The 14,400-nt window shown below is 39.1% G+C and carries 19 protein-coding genes; 3 read left to right on the top strand and 16 right to left on the bottom strand.

From position 1 onward, the window contains the following. Positions 1–96 precede the first annotated feature (96 nt). From ACFX40_RS09465 to ACFX40_RS09490, 6 genes are all read right to left on the bottom strand, one after another. A complete protein-coding gene (locus ACFX40_RS09465) occupies positions 97–822 on the bottom strand; it encodes a pseudouridine synthase (protein WP_013059055.1) in 726 nt (241 codons plus the stop codon). 86 nt (positions 823–908) lie between these two features. Next, positions 909–1,442, bottom strand: a complete 534-nt coding sequence (locus tag ACFX40_RS09470; RefSeq protein WP_013084923.1) for a spore maturation protein — start codon at positions 1,440–1,442, stop codon at positions 909–911. After that, positions 1,439–2,038, bottom strand: coding sequence for a nucleoside recognition domain-containing protein (locus tag ACFX40_RS09475; RefSeq protein WP_013059057.1), 600 nt, complete (start codon positions 2,036–2,038; stop codon positions 1,439–1,441). Before ACFX40_RS09475 ends, ACFX40_RS09470 begins: the two co-directional genes overlap by 4 nt. Further along, a complete protein-coding gene (locus tag ACFX40_RS09480; RefSeq protein ID WP_028410711.1) occupies positions 2,031–3,179 on the bottom strand; it encodes a D-alanyl-D-alanine carboxypeptidase family protein in 1,149 nt (382 codons plus the stop codon). Before ACFX40_RS09480 ends, ACFX40_RS09475 begins: the two co-directional genes overlap by 8 nt. Positions 3,180–3,297: 118 nt before the next feature. Then, a complete protein-coding gene (gene scpB / locus ACFX40_RS09485) occupies positions 3,298–3,870 on the bottom strand; it encodes an SMC-Scp complex subunit ScpB (protein ID WP_013059059.1) in 573 nt (190 codons plus the stop codon). Next, positions 3,867–4,622, bottom strand: a complete 756-nt coding sequence (locus ACFX40_RS09490; RefSeq protein ID WP_013059060.1) for a segregation/condensation protein A — start codon at positions 4,620–4,622, stop codon at positions 3,867–3,869. Before ACFX40_RS09490 ends, scpB begins: the two co-directional genes overlap by 4 nt. Before the next feature lie 198 nt (positions 4,623–4,820). On the opposite strand from ACFX40_RS09490, the gene ACFX40_RS09495 reads away from it, so the two are divergent. Further along, positions 4,821–4,919 carry a YjcZ family sporulation protein gene (locus ACFX40_RS09495; RefSeq protein WP_170836726.1) on the top strand — a complete coding sequence of 33 codons (99 nt, stop codon included), beginning with the start codon at positions 4,821–4,823 and terminating at the stop codon, positions 4,917–4,919. A gap of 132 nt (positions 4,920–5,051) precedes the next feature. Then, positions 5,052–5,573, top strand: coding sequence for a DUF309 domain-containing protein (locus tag ACFX40_RS09500; protein ID WP_028410710.1), 522 nt, complete (start codon positions 5,052–5,054; stop codon positions 5,571–5,573). Positions 5,574–5,647: 74 nt separating this feature from the next. Here ACFX40_RS09500 and ACFX40_RS09505 read toward each other — a convergent pair whose 3' ends face one another. Next, positions 5,648–6,001: a GNAT family N-acetyltransferase gene (locus ACFX40_RS09505; protein WP_013059063.1), complete on the bottom strand. Its 354-nt coding sequence runs from the start codon at positions 5,999–6,001 to the stop codon at positions 5,648–5,650. A gap of 244 nt (positions 6,002–6,245) precedes the next feature. After that, a complete protein-coding gene (locus tag ACFX40_RS09510; RefSeq protein ID WP_013059064.1) occupies positions 6,246–6,680 on the bottom strand; it encodes a peptidylprolyl isomerase in 435 nt (144 codons plus the stop codon). Positions 6,681–7,068: 388 nt separating this feature from the next. Here ACFX40_RS09510 and ACFX40_RS09515 point away from each other — a divergent pair, with 388 nt between their 5' ends. Further along, complete coding sequence (locus ACFX40_RS09515) at positions 7,069–7,944, top strand: DUF1002 domain-containing protein (protein WP_013059065.1); 876 nt, start codon at positions 7,069–7,071, stop codon at positions 7,942–7,944. Positions 7,945–7,995: 51 nt separating this feature from the next. Here ACFX40_RS09515 and lysA read toward each other — a convergent pair whose 3' ends face one another. The 8 genes from lysA to ACFX40_RS09555 all read right to left on the bottom strand — a co-directional run bounded on the left by lysA (position 7,996) and on the right by ACFX40_RS09555 (position 14,396). Further along, positions 7,996–9,315 (bottom strand): diaminopimelate decarboxylase, encoded by a 1,320-nt coding sequence (gene lysA / locus ACFX40_RS09520; RefSeq protein WP_028410709.1) that lies wholly within the window; start codon positions 9,313–9,315, stop codon positions 7,996–7,998. Positions 9,316–9,453: 138 nt separating this feature from the next. After that, positions 9,454–10,935, bottom strand: coding sequence for a spore germination protein (locus ACFX40_RS09525; RefSeq protein WP_028410708.1), 1,482 nt, complete (start codon positions 10,933–10,935; stop codon positions 9,454–9,456). Beyond that, positions 10,928–11,494 (bottom strand): stage V sporulation protein SpoVABEA, encoded by a 567-nt coding sequence (spoVAEA, locus tag ACFX40_RS09530; protein ID WP_028410707.1) that lies wholly within the window; start codon positions 11,492–11,494, stop codon positions 10,928–10,930. The genes ACFX40_RS09525 and spoVAEA overlap by 8 nt, the downstream gene beginning before the upstream one ends. 6 nt (positions 11,495–11,500) lie before the next feature. Next, positions 11,501–11,851, bottom strand: coding sequence for a stage V sporulation protein AE (spoVAE, locus tag ACFX40_RS09535; RefSeq protein ID WP_028410706.1), 351 nt, complete (start codon positions 11,849–11,851; stop codon positions 11,501–11,503). After that, positions 11,839–12,870, bottom strand: a complete 1,032-nt coding sequence (gene spoVAD / locus ACFX40_RS09540) for a stage V sporulation protein AD (protein WP_098331875.1) — start codon at positions 12,868–12,870, stop codon at positions 11,839–11,841. The genes spoVAE and spoVAD overlap by 13 nt, the downstream gene beginning before the upstream one ends. A 13-nt stretch (positions 12,871–12,883) precedes the next feature. After that, positions 12,884–13,345 (bottom strand): stage V sporulation protein AC, encoded by a 462-nt coding sequence (spoVAC, locus tag ACFX40_RS09545; RefSeq protein WP_025750442.1) that lies wholly within the window; start codon positions 13,343–13,345, stop codon positions 12,884–12,886. Positions 13,346–13,363: 18 nt separating this feature from the next. Next, positions 13,364–13,786, bottom strand: a complete 423-nt coding sequence (locus ACFX40_RS09550; protein WP_074677429.1) for a stage V sporulation protein AB — start codon at positions 13,784–13,786, stop codon at positions 13,364–13,366. Beyond that, positions 13,776–14,396 (bottom strand): stage V sporulation protein AA, encoded by a 621-nt coding sequence (locus ACFX40_RS09555; RefSeq protein WP_028410703.1) that lies wholly within the window; start codon positions 14,394–14,396, stop codon positions 13,776–13,778. Before ACFX40_RS09555 ends, ACFX40_RS09550 begins: the two co-directional genes overlap by 11 nt. Between the last annotated feature and the right edge of the window lie 4 nt (positions 14,397–14,400).

Here is a 14,400-nt window from a genome sequence, read left to right on the forward strand (position 1 = left end):
TTCCTCTCATTCTACAAGTTCGACATTTTTTCAAAAAACCTTGCTTGTTTTTCTAATTCACGACATTTTTCATAAAAAAAAACAGGTAAGTGAAAATTACTTACCTGTTTGAGACATTGAATATAATTGTTTGACTTCATGCGCTGTAAGCTCACGAGCTTCTCCTGCATTTAATCCGCGTAAATCTAAAGGTCCGTAGCGCTCACGTTTTAATTTTAAGACAGAATGTCCGATTGCATCGAACATACGACGTACTTGACGATTTTTCCCTTCGTGAATCGTCAATTCCACAATTGCCGTCTGCTTGCTTTTATCAATAGAAAGAACTTTCGCACGAGCTGGTGCTGTTTTTCCGTCCTCAAGCATCACACCGCGCTGCAGCTGTCTGATTTTTTCACGACTTGGAATTCCTTTAATTTTAGCCACATACACTTTGTCCACTTCAAATTTAGGGTGCATTAGCTGATTGGCAAATTCACCGTCGTTTGTTAAAAGAAGTAAACCCGACGTATCATAGTCCAGACGTCCAATCGGATAAATTCTTTCTTCTACATGTGGAAAGAAGTCAACGACTGTTTTTCTTCCCTTGTCGTCGTTAGCAGCTGAAATGACGCCTCTTGGTTTGTATAACATAAAATAAACGGGCGCTTCGCTTTCTACCGGCACTTCGTCTACTTCAATTTTATCGTTAGGACCTACTTTCGTGCCCAATTCTCTTACAACTTTTCCATTTACTTTCACTCGGCCTTGGCCGATTAATTCTTCAGCTTTACGTCTTGATGCTACACCTGCGTGAGCAATCACTTTTTGTAATCGTTCCATTAACACTTCACCTCTTGTAACATCTTACTTGTTTACGAAGTAATACACAAGTCTATTTGCCACTCAGAGGTAGAATTTTCGATTTCTTACCGGCCAAACACAAGGATTACAATGACAACTGAGGCAATAATTCCTACCAAATCTGCCAGTAAACCAACCTTCAGCGCATCTCCCATTTTTTTAATGCCAACCGCTCCGAAATAAACCGTTAAAATATAAAATGTGGTATCTGTACTTCCCTGCATGGTCGATGCCAAACGACCGATAAAAGAATCAGGTCCGTATGTAGAAATTAAATCCGTCGTGATACCAAGAGCAGCCGTTCCAGATATCGGTTTGATAAGAGCTAAAGGTACAATTTCAGCCGGAACGCCGACTGCTTGCAGCATAGGTTTTAAAACAGATAAGAAAAAATCAAGCGCTCCTGAAGCTCGAAAAATAGAGATGCTCACTAACATGCCGACTAAGTAAGGAATGATGGAAAAAGCAATTTGTAATCCGTCTTTCCCTCCCTCTACAAACTTTTCATACGTAGGAATTTTTTTATAGGTCCCATAAAGTAAAATGCATCCTACAATAAGAGGAATAAACATCAATGATACTTGATTAAGCATAGTCATTTTCGTTTTCCTCCTTTTCGTGTACGTCGATAATAAAAGAAGCGATCAATGATGATAGCTCCTATCGTAGCTACAACAGTTGCTAAAAGCGTGGTACCGACAATTTCAGTAGGATTAGCCGAGTTATACGTAATCCGAATGGCAATAACTGTGGTTGGTATAAGTGTTAAACTGGTGGTGTTAAGTGCTAAAAGTGTGATCATAGAACGGCTTGCTTCGTCTCTATCGCCGTTTAGCTTTTTAAGCTGCTCCATCGCTTTAATGCCAAGAGGAGTTGCCGCATTCCCGAGTCCAAACATATTCGCCATCATATTGGACAATATGTACCCTAGGGCCGGATGATCTTTTGGAACATCAGGAAAAAGTCTTGTAATGATGGGTCGAAACAGTTTCGCTAACTTGTCGAGAAGCCCTGCACTTTGAGCAATATTCATCATCCCTAACCAAAAGACCAGCACGCTGATTAACCCAATGCTGATGGTCACTGCTTCGCCTGCTCCTTGAAAAATTGCTTTGTTTACATCACCAATTTTTCCATTTATAATCGCAAAAACAATTCCGATAATGGTCAGCAGCATCCAAATAATATTAACCATCTGTTTTGGCTCCAGACTGAATAAACATTAATCGCTTCACTTTATCAAAGAAACCTTTTTGCTGCTCGGACTGCTTTTCGAAATAAATTGGAACACTGTCAATCGTCTCTCCACTTCTATAAATATCGAGCTTTCCTACCACATTTGGAACTTCTCCTGTTTCTTTCCACTGCTTTTTAGGCTGAATCAACGTTGTTTTCACTTCTACAGAGCTTTGTTCTTTCTTGGTGAGCGGATAGACAACATTTCGTTTAATATACAGCTGATCTTTATAAAAAGAATCTTTTATATCTGCCAACTCGCCTTTTGCAGCTAAACTGGTCATATCATATTTATCAAATGCATTTTCATACATGGAAATGTGATCGTTCCAATCATCTGGGGCATTAATCGTTACGGCGATTAAATCCATTCCATCTTTTGTAGCAGTTGTTACAAGCGTTCGTTTTGCTAATTTTGTATACCCTGTTTTTCCGCCAGTACAGTATGCATACAGTGTTGTCAGCAGTTTATTTTTGTTTTTCCACACTCGATCCCATTTCTCTTCAGGATGCTTCATTCGATAGACTTTTGTTCCTGAAATCTCTTTGAAAATTTTATTATTCATTGCATAGCGCATGAGCAGAGCCATATCGTGCGCTGTTGAGCGATGATTTTCATGATCGTCTAATCCATGCGGATTTTTAAATGTTGTATTTGTCATGCCAATTTCTTCTGCTTTTTTATTCATCAAATAAACAAATCCATCTTCGCTTCCTCCAACGGCTTCTGCGATAGCTACAGCAGCATCATTACCTGAACGAAGCATCAGGCCATATACTAAATCTTTTAATTTTATTTTTTCACCTTCAACTAAATACACAGAAGAACCTTCAACACCAACTGCGCTGTGGCTAACGGTAACTGTTTTATTTATTTTGCCAGATTCAATCGCCAGTATTGCTGTCATAATTTTTGTAATGCTAGCAATTCGGCTAACTTGATCTGCATTTTTAGCATATAATACTCTCCCTGATTTCTGTTCCATCAAAATAGCACTATGAGCACTTACGCTCCCCGCTGCAGATGATGTGGAAGGCCAACCGCTGAGACATAGCAATACAATAAATAGATAGATGATACTTTTTTTGCTTCTTTTCATGTCATCCCCGTCCCTCTACCTGTTTGTACAAGTTTATGCTCGTCTTTTTTGGTTATGAATGAAAAGATTTGTCCATACAAAAAAGAACATAGAAAAAACTCTATGTTCTTTTACATTTTCACTTCATTTCTTGAAACGATTGGAAAAACAAATCTGCTTCTTGATCGGTTCCTTCTTGTAATAAATCTTCTGGAAGCGGCGGCAGCTCTTCGATACTTTTAAGACCAAAATAGCCTAAAAATTCTTTTGTCGTTCCGTATAAGATGGCCCGACCTGCGCCTTCCGCTCGTCCCACTTCTTTTAATAAAACCTTTCCAATTAAAGTTTGAAGAGGTCTTTCCGTTTTCACTCCGCGAATCTCTTCGATTTCAGCTCTTGTAATTGGCTGCTTATACGCTACAATTGCTAACGTTTCAAGCGCTGCTTGTGATAACGATTGATTAGCAGGAGCTTCTACGAGCTTCTCAATATATGGTGCATACTCTTTTTTTGTAACAAGCTGATAGGCCCCTCCTATTTCAACAAGTGTAACTCCTCTGAACTTACACTCTTGCTCTAAGCTCTCCAGAGCACCTTGAATGTCTTCATGAGGCTTTTCTATAATCTCAGCTAACCGGCTAATGGATAGACCTTCATCACCAGAAACAAAAAGTAAGCTCTCAATAATAGCCTGTAGATTATTCGTTGTCATTCCTCTTCATTCCTTTCTCGATACGATACATAAAGCTCGTCTAGATTGTGCTGCTGTTCCACAACGATTTCATTTTCTTTCATTAATTCCAGCACAGCTAAAAACGTTACAACAATATGATCACGCTCTTGATAAGGAAACAGCTGATAAAAACTTTTTTTCCCTTTAAAGGCTTTTAATTCATTCACAATTTCACTCATGCGCTTATCAATTGGAATGTCTTGCCTTGCTATTTTCGTCTGCATAGGCTTTTTGTTTTGCTTTCGCTTCATCAACTTTTGAAAAGCACTTAGCATATCATACAGTGATATATCCAATCCTTCATCCTGAGGCTGCGTACGTTCTTCTGCATTTATTTGCACATTACTTGGAGGTTTTGTATACACATGACTTTGGTCTTCTTCCAGCTTTTGAAGCTCTACAGCCGCTTCTTTAAACTTTCGATATTCAATTAAGCGCTGCATCAATTCTTCACGCGGATCTTCTTCATCGACCATTTCAATTTCATCCATATCTTCTTCATACGTAGGCAGAAGCATTTTACTTTTAATTTGAAGCAAAGTTGCTGCCATGACTAGATATTCACTGGCAACGTCTAGCTGAAGCTCATTCATTGTATGTATAAACATCATATATTGCTCAGTAATTGTCGCTACTGGGATATCGTAAATATCAATTTCAAATCGGTTAATCAAATGCAGAAGAAGATCTAAAGGTCCTTCAAACGCATCTACTTTTACACTATACTCCACTTTTATCTCACCAACACTTTTCAATTGCTTATCATTTCTGCTGCTTTATATAACGTTACTATCATTAGTATAGAGGATTATAGACACATGTCCAATACAAATTAACGTAAAAATAGGTCATTTGCCCATACAAAAAGTTTAAACATACATATGATGTCAAGGTAATAAGATTTTGAAATGGCTGAAGGAGGAACTCGCATGGGTGAAAAATCTTGTGGATACGGTAGCGGTTTCGCTTTAATTGTTGTACTGTTTATTTTATTAATTATTGTTGGTTGTTCTTGCTTACGCTTCTAACCACACATATTGAATAAAAACAAACGTGTTCGCCATACCTTGAGCACGTTTGTCTCTTTAAAGGCACCGCGCTGATGAATAGCTAATTTTTGTGATACACTACATATAGAGTCTTACCAGGAGGGAACAAGATTGTATTCACAAGCCTATATTGATTATTTAGTTCATTTTCATGGCGACCGGGATTACTTTGAATGTCATGAACTGCTAGAAGAACACTGGAAAAAAGACGAAAGAGGACGCCGCAATATTATTTGGGTTGGCCTTATTCAAATTGCTGTTTCACTCTATCATCATCGACGCCAAAATTTCGCTGGAGCCAAAAGAACGATGCAAAAGGCGCTGGCAATTTTAACGAAGGAAGAAGAAAATATTGCACAGCTTGGACTTAATTATCCTTCACTGCTTAAACTTCTTCGCAAACAATTAGCTTTAACCGATACCTATCAGCCATATAAAAGTATTAACTTGCCCATTGAAGATCCAGCATTATTACGGGCTTGCAAACAAAGAAGCACTGATAAACAGCTTGTCTGGTTATCAGCTTCTAATCTGCAAAATGATGCGATTGTTCATCGTCACAGCACGCGAGATCGGTCAGATGTGATTGCGGAAAGACAAGCGAACTTATTGGCAAAACAAAACAACAGGTAGCTAGAAGCTACCTGTTGTTTTATGATGACTAAGATGTGAAAGAAGCTTTCACACCTCGCCTAATCATGCTTTTTTTATTCATCCGCCTGACACTTTTCATAAAACGGAGCGATGATTTCACTCGGCTTAATTTGTGCAGTCGTATACATTTCTTTAAGAGCTTTAATCATTTTTTTGCCAATACCCTGTTGGCGGTGTGAAGGGTTTACACTGACGTGTTGAACCTCAATCAAACTTTTATCGAGCATGGAAATGCCAACAATCCCAATAATATCTTCTTCTTGCTTCCAAAGATACAGCTGCCAATGTTCGTTTTGCTCATATTCTTTCATCGTTTGTTGAAGTTTTTTTAAATCTTTTTCCGTAGGTACAAACGATAGAAGACCCATGGCAATTTTTTCATAGTTTCGTTTATAGCGAATAAGCATACGATTCTCCCTCGTCCTCAAACTTTCCTACAAATTAATGCGCTGCGTTTTTTACTGCTTTTATCATACAAAATTTATAAGTAAATAGCAATATTACACAAAAGCTTGTCCTATGTCATGCGTGTATGAGAAACCTAATCTATTACGCTTTTTGAGCTGTTGCGCGAAGAAAAAACGCCGTAACCCCCTGTAAAAGGTTGTTATGACGTTTTATCAGCTAATATCCATTTATAGCAATATGCTCTTATTCTTCCCAGACTTTTACTTCTTTCATTACGTCGCCATTTTTCATTTTTAACACTGTATCAAGTCCTTCTGTTACTTTCCCAAATACAGTGTGAACACCGTTCAAATGAGGCTGTGGCTCATGAACAAGAAAGAACTGACTGCCGCCTGTGTCTTTACCAGCATGTGCCATTGATAGAGAACCCGCTTCATGTTTGTGAGGGTTTCCTTCTGTTTCACATTTAATTGAGTAGCCAGGGCCGCCAGCACCTGTACCAGTTGGGTCTCCTCCTTGAGAAACAAATCCAGGGATAACGCGGTGGAACGTTACGCCGTTGTAGAATCCTTCATTAGCTAACTTTTCAAAGTTTTCTACTGTTCCTGGTGCTTCGTTCGGAAATAAATCGATTAGAATTTTTTCGCCATTTTCCATTAGAATACTTGCTTTTTTCATATAAATGACCTCCAATATATGTATTAGTACCGCTATAGGCTCTGTTTTCCCTATCAAAGCGGCAAAACGTAAAAGTTGTAAGTGCCACCTAGAGTAGAACACTTACATTTATAAACTCACTCTATTCTACTACAAACAAGCTCATGAATTCAATGAATGCACTTCTTCACTTTCTTCTCGTAGGGCTCTAAATAAAAAATAGTAGTTGTGAGATGAAACTTTTTATAGTATCATCCGTCTAATACAGTGATAGAGATACATAGATTTCATTTCATATAGAAATCTACGCCTCTAGACTGATTTATGGGAAAATGATGAATTGACTCTGTTACTTCAGACCTGCCCGTATTATAATAGGGCAAGTATGGGATTAAAGGAGGAAAAAGGTTTGAAATTAACGATAAAAGCAATGATGGTGACATTAGGTCTTCTTCTATTCCTAACCGCACCCTTAAAAAGTTTTGCAGATGCTGCGCCGGGCGATGTTATTATTACATTAGGTCAGGACTTAACCAGCTCTCAGAAGCAACAGGTATTAAATGACCTCGATGCACCAAGCAATGCTCAAACAGTAACCGTGACAAACCAAGAAGAGCATGAATATTTAGGTGACTTTATTCCAAAGGCTACTATTGGATCTCGTGCTATTTCATCTTCTAGTATTACCCTTGGTTCAAAAGATTCAGGTTTAAGCGTATCAACTCAAAATATTAATGGTATTACAGACGACATGTATATTAATGCTTTGATGACCGCCGGCGTTAAAGATGCAAAAATCCAGATTACCGCTCCATTTGAAGTATCTGGTACAGCTGCTTTAACAGGTATTATGAAAGCATATGAAGTTCAAACAGATCAAAAAATCCCAGAAGAAGTAAAAAAAGCAGCCAATGAAGAGATGGTCCAGACATCTGAGCTTGGTGAAAAAATCGGTAAAGAAAAAGCAGCGCAGTTTATGGCAACGATTAAAGAAGAAATTGCCAAAGAAAATCCTCAAACAAAGGATGATTTACGCACGTTAATTCAGCGAGTGGCTGATGATTTAGGTATTAAATTAACAGATTCAGAGCTTAATACACTTGTTGATTTTTTCAATCGTTTAAAAGATATGAACATCGATTGGAATCAAGTAAAAGACCAACTTTCCGCGACAAAGGAAAAAGTAACAACATTTCTTCAGTCAGAAGAAGGCCAATCATTTCTTGATAAATTAAAGCAATTCTTTGTTGATATTATTAATGCTATTAAATCGTTATTCTCATAAAAAAAAGAGCCTCTTGAACAAGAGGCTCTTTTTTTTTACGTTAATCACTCGTTACTTTTTTACCGTCACTTTGTATTTCACGTCATTTTTTACAATGTCTTCATACGTTTCGCGTTTTACGACTAGCTGTGCTTCTCCATCTTCTACGAACACGACAGCTGGCTTTGGCAAACGGTTATAGTGACTTGCCATAGAATAACCGTATGCGCCTGTACAAAACATCGCTAATAAATCATCTGGGTTTGCTTTTGGAAGATGTACATCCCACATCAGCATATCCCCCGATTCGCAGCACTTACCCGCAATAGATACAAGCTCATCACTCTCATCATTCATTCGATTGGCAATGACCGCTTCATATTTCGCTTGATACAGCGCCGGACGGATATTGTCGTTCATTCCTCCATCAATCGCTACATATTCACGTACATTAGGCACATGTTTACGAGAACCAATTGAATACAGGGTCGTTCCAGCATCTCCTACAAGAGAGCGGCCGGGTTCAATCCAAATTTCAGGAATTTCTACCTCTAACTGTTTAGACTGCTTTTTGACCTCTTCTATAATAACTTCCACATACTGCGAAACAGGAATAGGCTGATCTTCTTCCGTATAACGAATACCAAAGCCCCCGCCTAAATTTAATACTTGCGGAACAAATTCTATACGTTGTTTCCACTCTTTCATTTTTGCAAAAAGCTTTTGAGTCGCCATAATAAATCCGGTTGTTTCAAAAATTTGAGATCCTATATGACAGTGAATACCTAAAAGTTCTAGCCCCTTGCTATTTTGTACAAGACGCACAGCTTCGTCTGCTTGACCGTTTTGAAGATCAAACCCAAACTTCGAGTCTTCCTGCCCTGTCAAGATATAATCATGTGTATGAGCTTCAATTCCGGGTGTTAATCTGAGAAGAACAGGCATCTTTTTTTGATACTGTTCCGTTATTTCCTGAAGTAATGAAATCTCATAAAAATTGTCAACTACAATACATCCTACATCTTCTTTGATAGCCATTTCTAGTTCTGCTCGGCTTTTATTGTTTCCATGAAAATGAATCCGTTCTTTCGGAAAGTCAGCTGCTAAAGCCGTGTACAGTTCTCCTCCCGAAACAACGTCTAACGAAAGACCTTCTTCATGAACGACTTGGACCATGGCAATTGTAGAAAAAGCTTTGCTTGCATAAGCGACCTGTGCTTTTACCCCATGCTTTTCAAATGTTTCTTTAAATCCTCTAGCACGCTGCCGAATTAAAGCCACGTCATATACGTAAAGGGGTGTCCCAAAATTTGATGCTAATTCAACCGTATCAACTCCACCAATTTCAAGATGACCCTGCTTATTTATGCGACTTGTTCCGTGTAAAAACATGTTTAGACCCCGTTCCTGTGTATAGTGTAAAAAAGACAGTTAACGGCAATTCGCTGCTAACTGTCTAAATATTTATTATTTTCCATATTTAAAACAAATCTATCACATCTTCATACAGGTTTCAACCACATATTTTGTTTAAGGTTTTGCAGGCTGGCGGTCTTTGTCCTGCGGATGTACAATACTAGGACGCGGATTTGCTCCAGGAACCGGTGTGCGAATGATAATCTGCCATAAAGCCTGCGGGTTGAATGGAAGAAACGGCCACAAATAAGGCGTATTCAACGATTTTAATCGCGCCATATAGAGAATGATACACGTTGTTGCAATAAGAAACCCTGGAGTATGAAAGGCCGCCACAAAAATTAACAGAAACAATCGCAGCATTTTATTTGCTACTGCTAACTCATAGCTTGGCGTTGCAAACGAACCAATTGCTGCAATAGCCACATACAAAATAACCTCCGGAACAAAGAGACCTACATCAATAGCAATTTGCCCAATAAGCGCGGCGGCAATCAAGCCCATCGCCGTGGCAAGCGGCGTCGGCGTATGAATCGCCGCCATCCTCAGAAATTCAATCCCAAAATCAGCTAAGAAAATTTGAACAACAGTTGGAATATTTGTTGCTTCGTTTGGTCCAATAAACTGCAGTTTTGACGGCAGCAAGTCTGGCTCAAGTACAAATAATAGCCATAGCGGTAATAAGAAAAGAGAAGCTAGAATTCCTAAAAAACGTATCCAGCGAATAAACGTTCCTACAGAAGGAGACTGCCTGTATTCTTCTGCATGCTGTACGTGATGAAACAGCGTAGTTGGCGTAATAATAACGCTTGGAGACGTATCGGTAATAATGATTACATGCCCTTCTAGTACATGAGCTGCTGCTGTGTCCGGACGTTCTGTATAACGTACCATTGGAAAAGGATTAATTCCTTGTTTGACTAAAAACTCTTCAATTGATTTGTCAGCCATCGGCAAACCATCTATATCAATTGCTTCAAGTTCATCTTTTATCAGTTTAACCAGCCCTGGATCAGCTACGCCATTTATGTACCCAATCGCTACGTCCAGTTTTGATCGTTCGCCTACCTTCATAATTTCAAAACGAAATCTTCCGTCACGAATTCGTCTTCTTGTTAACGCTGTATTGATAATGATGTTTTCAGTGTATCCATCTCTTGCTCCGCGAATTACTTTCTCTGTATCGGCTTCTTCAGGGGATCTGCCAGGATATGTACGCACATCGACTTCAAAGCCAACTTCTTCACCGTCAATTAAAACGAATAGCAGTCCTGATAAAACCGACACCATTCCATCATCCAGCGTCTTTAGAGGCTTGACTTGCTGATGAATAAGACGGTTTTCAACAATATCCTTCAGCTTTGCCCGTTCAACTTCATTATCATTAATTTGAACGAGCACTTTTGTAATTTCAATAATAAATGAACTATCGCACAGTCCTGTTACATAGTAAACGTGAACTTCTCGATCCAAAATAAGCAGTTTACGCACGCCCACATCAAAACTTGTGTTCATACTAGCATTTTCTTTGAACCACTGATCGTTTTTTTGTACTTTCGAAAAAATAGCTGTTTTCTGCTCTGCTAGCTTATCCAAACGAACCACTCCTTTCTAAAATAAGTCTTGCTGCTTTTTCTGTAATAGGACATCCCAGTTTAACATCATCCATCCTAGCCATTTTGCCGATATCCCCTATTCCTACAACTAAGGGAATATCAAGCTGATCCAAGCAGTAAACTGTATCTCCATTAATTCGTCCGACTTCTAACTCTTGAATTCCGCTTTTATCCACTCCGTAATGCGATATTTCCCCAAAACGATCAATGGTCACATCCACTCTTGTCCATTCGCTTTGATGAGTACGTGATGCAACGGCAATCACTCCAAGAACTTCTACTTGAGGATGCTTTGCTACATGGAGCAAAGCAACTTCCCCAGGCCCTTCCTCTAAGAAACCGCTATCGTCAAACATCACAAAGACGGGATCATATGGTGCTTGAAGAATTAACTCTACCGTTTGACTGCCTGTTAACGTAGTAGGGTTTCCATATGACCTCGAAATGCATCTGCCACCAACCGATTTAGCTACATGCTCAATTGCTTTGCGTGCATATTCGTCCCCATCGGTTACAATAATGACCCTTCTTTTTTTCATAATCTTTTATCCTTTCGGTTTAAAGATTAACGCGATAATAAAAGCAAATAAAATAGCTGCTGAAATTCCAGCGGAGGTAAGTTCAAAAATCCCAATCCCAATTCCAATAAGTCCATGGTCATCCGCTTGCTTCATCGCTCCGTGCAGCAAAGAATGACCAAAGCTTGTAATTGGAACCGTCGCTCCGGCGCCAGCAAATTCAATTAACTTATCATAAAGACCAAATCCATCTAAAATCGCTCCTGCAACTACAAATGAACTCATAACATGTGCTGGAGTAAGCTTAGCAAGATCTAGCAGCAGCTGCCCAATAACGCAAATGATTCCTCCTACAGCAAAAGCTATTACATACTCCATTGATCATCCCCCTCCCTAATATGTTCTAAGACGACGCCATGAGCAATTGTTGGAATTGACTCTTTTTGCTGAATCATCGTTGGACTTAAAAGAGCTCCTGTTGCTACCATAAACACTTTTTTTAAGTTTCCTGATTTTAATTCATTTAAAATATGCCCATACGTGACAATGGCCGAGCAGCCGCAGCCGCTTCCTCCTGCAAATACATTTTGATCAGGGCGGTATACCATTAATCCGCAATCATTATGATTGGTTGATATATCGTAGCCTTCATCCTTGAGCAGCTGTTTTAAGATTGGACTTCCTACACCAGATAAATCTCCTGTTAAAATAAGATCATACTCGCTTGGAGCAACGTTTAAGTCTTCCAAATGTCTTTGAATGGTATCTGCAGCAGCTGGTGCCATAGCAGAACCCATGTCGTTTGCATTTTTAATCCCGTAATCCATTACCCGACCAATCGTTGCAGACGTCAGACGCACAATACCTTTTTCTTTCGAGACCAGCGCTGCCCCTGCTCCCGTAATGGTTGCCGTTGCTGTATCTGGTTTTTGTCCTCCGTACTCGGTAGGATTTCGAAATTGGCGCTCAGCCGTTGCGTTATGACTGCTCGCTGATGCAATAACACGATTAGCAAACCCTGCATCTACAAGAGCTGCTCCTGTTGCAAGTGTTTCCATCGATGTGGAGCAAGCGCCAAACATGCATAGAAATGGAATTTGGTTATGCCGGGCTACAAAATTAGCCGTTACGTTTTGATTTAATAAATCTCCAGCCAAAAACAAATCAACGTCTTCATAGGATAAATTTATTTTTTGCAAGCAGGAATCAATGGACTCCGTCATCAGCCTTCTTTCAGCCAACTCCCAGTTGTCTTCTTCACAGTGCAAATCTTTATGTGTAATATCAAATGTTTCTCCTAACGGTCCATCTGCTTCTTTTGGTCCTACAGCTGTTCCCGTGGCGTTAATATAAATAGGATTTTCATAAACCCACGTTTGCTTCCCAGTTTTTCTCATAATCCCCCTCTTTTCATAGCAAATAAGTTTTAAAAAGGTAGCGAATGATTCCTACAACGTAAGCCGAAACCGTTCCAAATACAATGACGTTTCCAGCCAGTTTGAACATGTTCGTCGCAATTCCAAGAACAATCCCTTCACTTCGATGTTCAAGCGCTGCACTCGTCATGGAATTGGCAAAACCCGTAACAGGAACGGCTGAACCTGCACCTGCGAATTGACCAATACGATCGTATATCCCAAACCCGGTTAAGAGCGCAGATATTAAAATAAGAGTTGCAACGGTAGGATTACCTGCATTTTTTTCATTAAAGTCAAAAAATGCAATATAGAAATTTTGAATTGCCTGTCCTAGTGTACAAATGATTCCCCCTACCAAAAAGGCTTTTAGGCAATTTGCCACATATGAAGGTTTAGGCTGAAATGGTTTAATGCTTTCTTGATAGTTATCTTTTAATTTTTGATTATTTGCCATGTTACATACATCCTTTTCTTATTGATTAACAAAATAAATCCAATGAAATAATGATCCGCATACTTTGCCTAGTACAATGGCCATTAACAATAAAATAAGCTTGCCTTCCATTCCTATTCGTTTCGTTAACGTCGGCAATACATTAAGCACTTCTGTTAACGCTGCTGCCAACATTCCAATAAAAATACCGCTCGTTAGACCTATGATCATAATGAACACCACAGGAAACTGCCACGTGTATTGATGAAGACTGCACCAACCGCCTGTAACAGCACCCCCTACTACTCCCCATTCATATGCTTGAATATATTTCATGGTTTTGGTCAGCTGCATCAAACGCGGAATAATGCCCAGCACCGTCAAAAATGCTACAAACCCAGCACCTGCAGCCAGTCCTCCCGCAAGTCCAATTACAATGGTCATCACAATGTTAATGATCATCAATTTTTTTCATACTTTCTTTATTCTCGTGCATAATGACGTATTGATCTAAGTCTTGCTGGTAATTAAACATTTCGACTTCGAGAGGACTAGGCTCTTCATTAATTCGTTTTCTAAAGACATGGTTAAAAAACAGAATCATTCCCAAGCCTAAACCGATAGAGTAAGGCACTTGAATCAGCAAAGGCTGCTTGTCTCTCAGACCGGTCAGCATATAGAACAATTTTTGATGTACTTGTTTCATACTCACATCTTCGTGAAAGTTCATAATTGCCAAAGCAGCTCCGATGAAGAGAAGAAACCAAACAGCTAGAAAAAACAAAAAGGAATATTGTTTCTTTTTATACACGACCTCTACAATCGTTTGAGCGGGTCCAATCGTCTGAATGTCTAAATGCGGATACTGAGAGGTAACTTTTTCAATTACCTTCATTAAATCAACAATGATAATATTTCGATCACTCATACTTACTTGATATACAACTAGCGTTTCAATTTGCTTTTGAACAGAATCTCCTGCTATAACCATTGCTAATTGTCCAATATTTACAGCCTCATCAGGTTTTACTTGAATACGATGCCTCATTTTAAGATAAAGAACGTTTTCCATTCAT

It is taken from the genome of Priestia sp. YIM B13552, from assembly GCF_042787775.1.
Lineage (GTDB): Bacteria > Bacillota > Bacilli > Bacillales > Bacillaceae_H > Priestia > Priestia megaterium_E.

What these genes read in the sequence shown, in the direction of transcription:
- ACFX40_RS09465 (WP_013059055.1), bottom strand. Translation starts at nt 822, where the DNA reads ATGGAACGATTACAAAAAGTGATTGCTCACGCAGGTGTAGCATCAAGA.
- ACFX40_RS09470 (WP_013084923.1), bottom strand. Translation starts at nt 1,442, where the DNA reads ATGACTATGCTTAATCAAGTATCATTGATGTTTATTCCTCTTATTGTA.
- ACFX40_RS09475 (WP_013059057.1), bottom strand. Translation starts at nt 2,038, where the DNA reads ATGGTTAATATTATTTGGATGCTGCTGACCATTATCGGAATTGTTTTT.
- ACFX40_RS09480 (WP_028410711.1), bottom strand. Translation starts at nt 3,179, where the DNA reads ATGAAAAGAAGCAAAAAAAGTATCATCTATCTATTTATTGTATTGCTA.
- scpB (WP_013059059.1), bottom strand. Translation starts at nt 3,870, where the DNA reads ATGACAACGAATAATCTACAGGCTATTATTGAGAGCTTACTTTTTGTT.
- ACFX40_RS09495 (WP_170836726.1), top strand. Translation starts at nt 4,821, where the DNA reads ATGGGTGAAAAATCTTGTGGATACGGTAGCGGTTTCGCTTTAATTGTT.
- ACFX40_RS09505 (WP_013059063.1), bottom strand. Translation starts at nt 6,001, where the DNA reads ATGCTTATTCGCTATAAACGAAACTATGAAAAAATTGCCATGGGTCTT.
- ACFX40_RS09510 (WP_013059064.1), bottom strand. Translation starts at nt 6,680, where the DNA reads ATGAAAAAAGCAAGTATTCTAATGGAAAATGGCGAAAAAATTCTAATC.
- lysA (WP_028410709.1), bottom strand. Translation starts at nt 9,315, where the DNA reads ATGTTTTTACACGGAACAAGTCGCATAAATAAGCAGGGTCATCTTGAA.
- spoVAEA (WP_028410707.1), bottom strand. Translation starts at nt 11,494, where the DNA reads ATGAAAAAAAGAAGGGTCATTATTGTAACCGATGGGGACGAATATGCA.
- spoVAE (WP_028410706.1), bottom strand. Translation starts at nt 11,851, where the DNA reads ATGGAGTATGTAATAGCTTTTGCTGTAGGAGGAATCATTTGCGTTATT.
- spoVAD (WP_098331875.1), bottom strand. Translation starts at nt 12,870, where the DNA reads ATGAGAAAAACTGGGAAGCAAACGTGGGTTTATGAAAATCCTATTTAT.
- spoVAC (WP_025750442.1), bottom strand. Translation starts at nt 13,345, where the DNA reads ATGGCAAATAATCAAAAATTAAAAGATAACTATCAAGAAAGCATTAAA.
- ACFX40_RS09550 (WP_074677429.1), bottom strand. Translation starts at nt 13,786, where the DNA reads ATGATCATTAACATTGTGATGACCATTGTAATTGGACTTGCGGGAGGA.
- ACFX40_RS09555 (WP_028410703.1), bottom strand. Translation starts at nt 14,396, where the DNA reads ATGGAAAACGTTCTTTATCTTAAAATGAGGCATCGTATTCAAGTAAAA.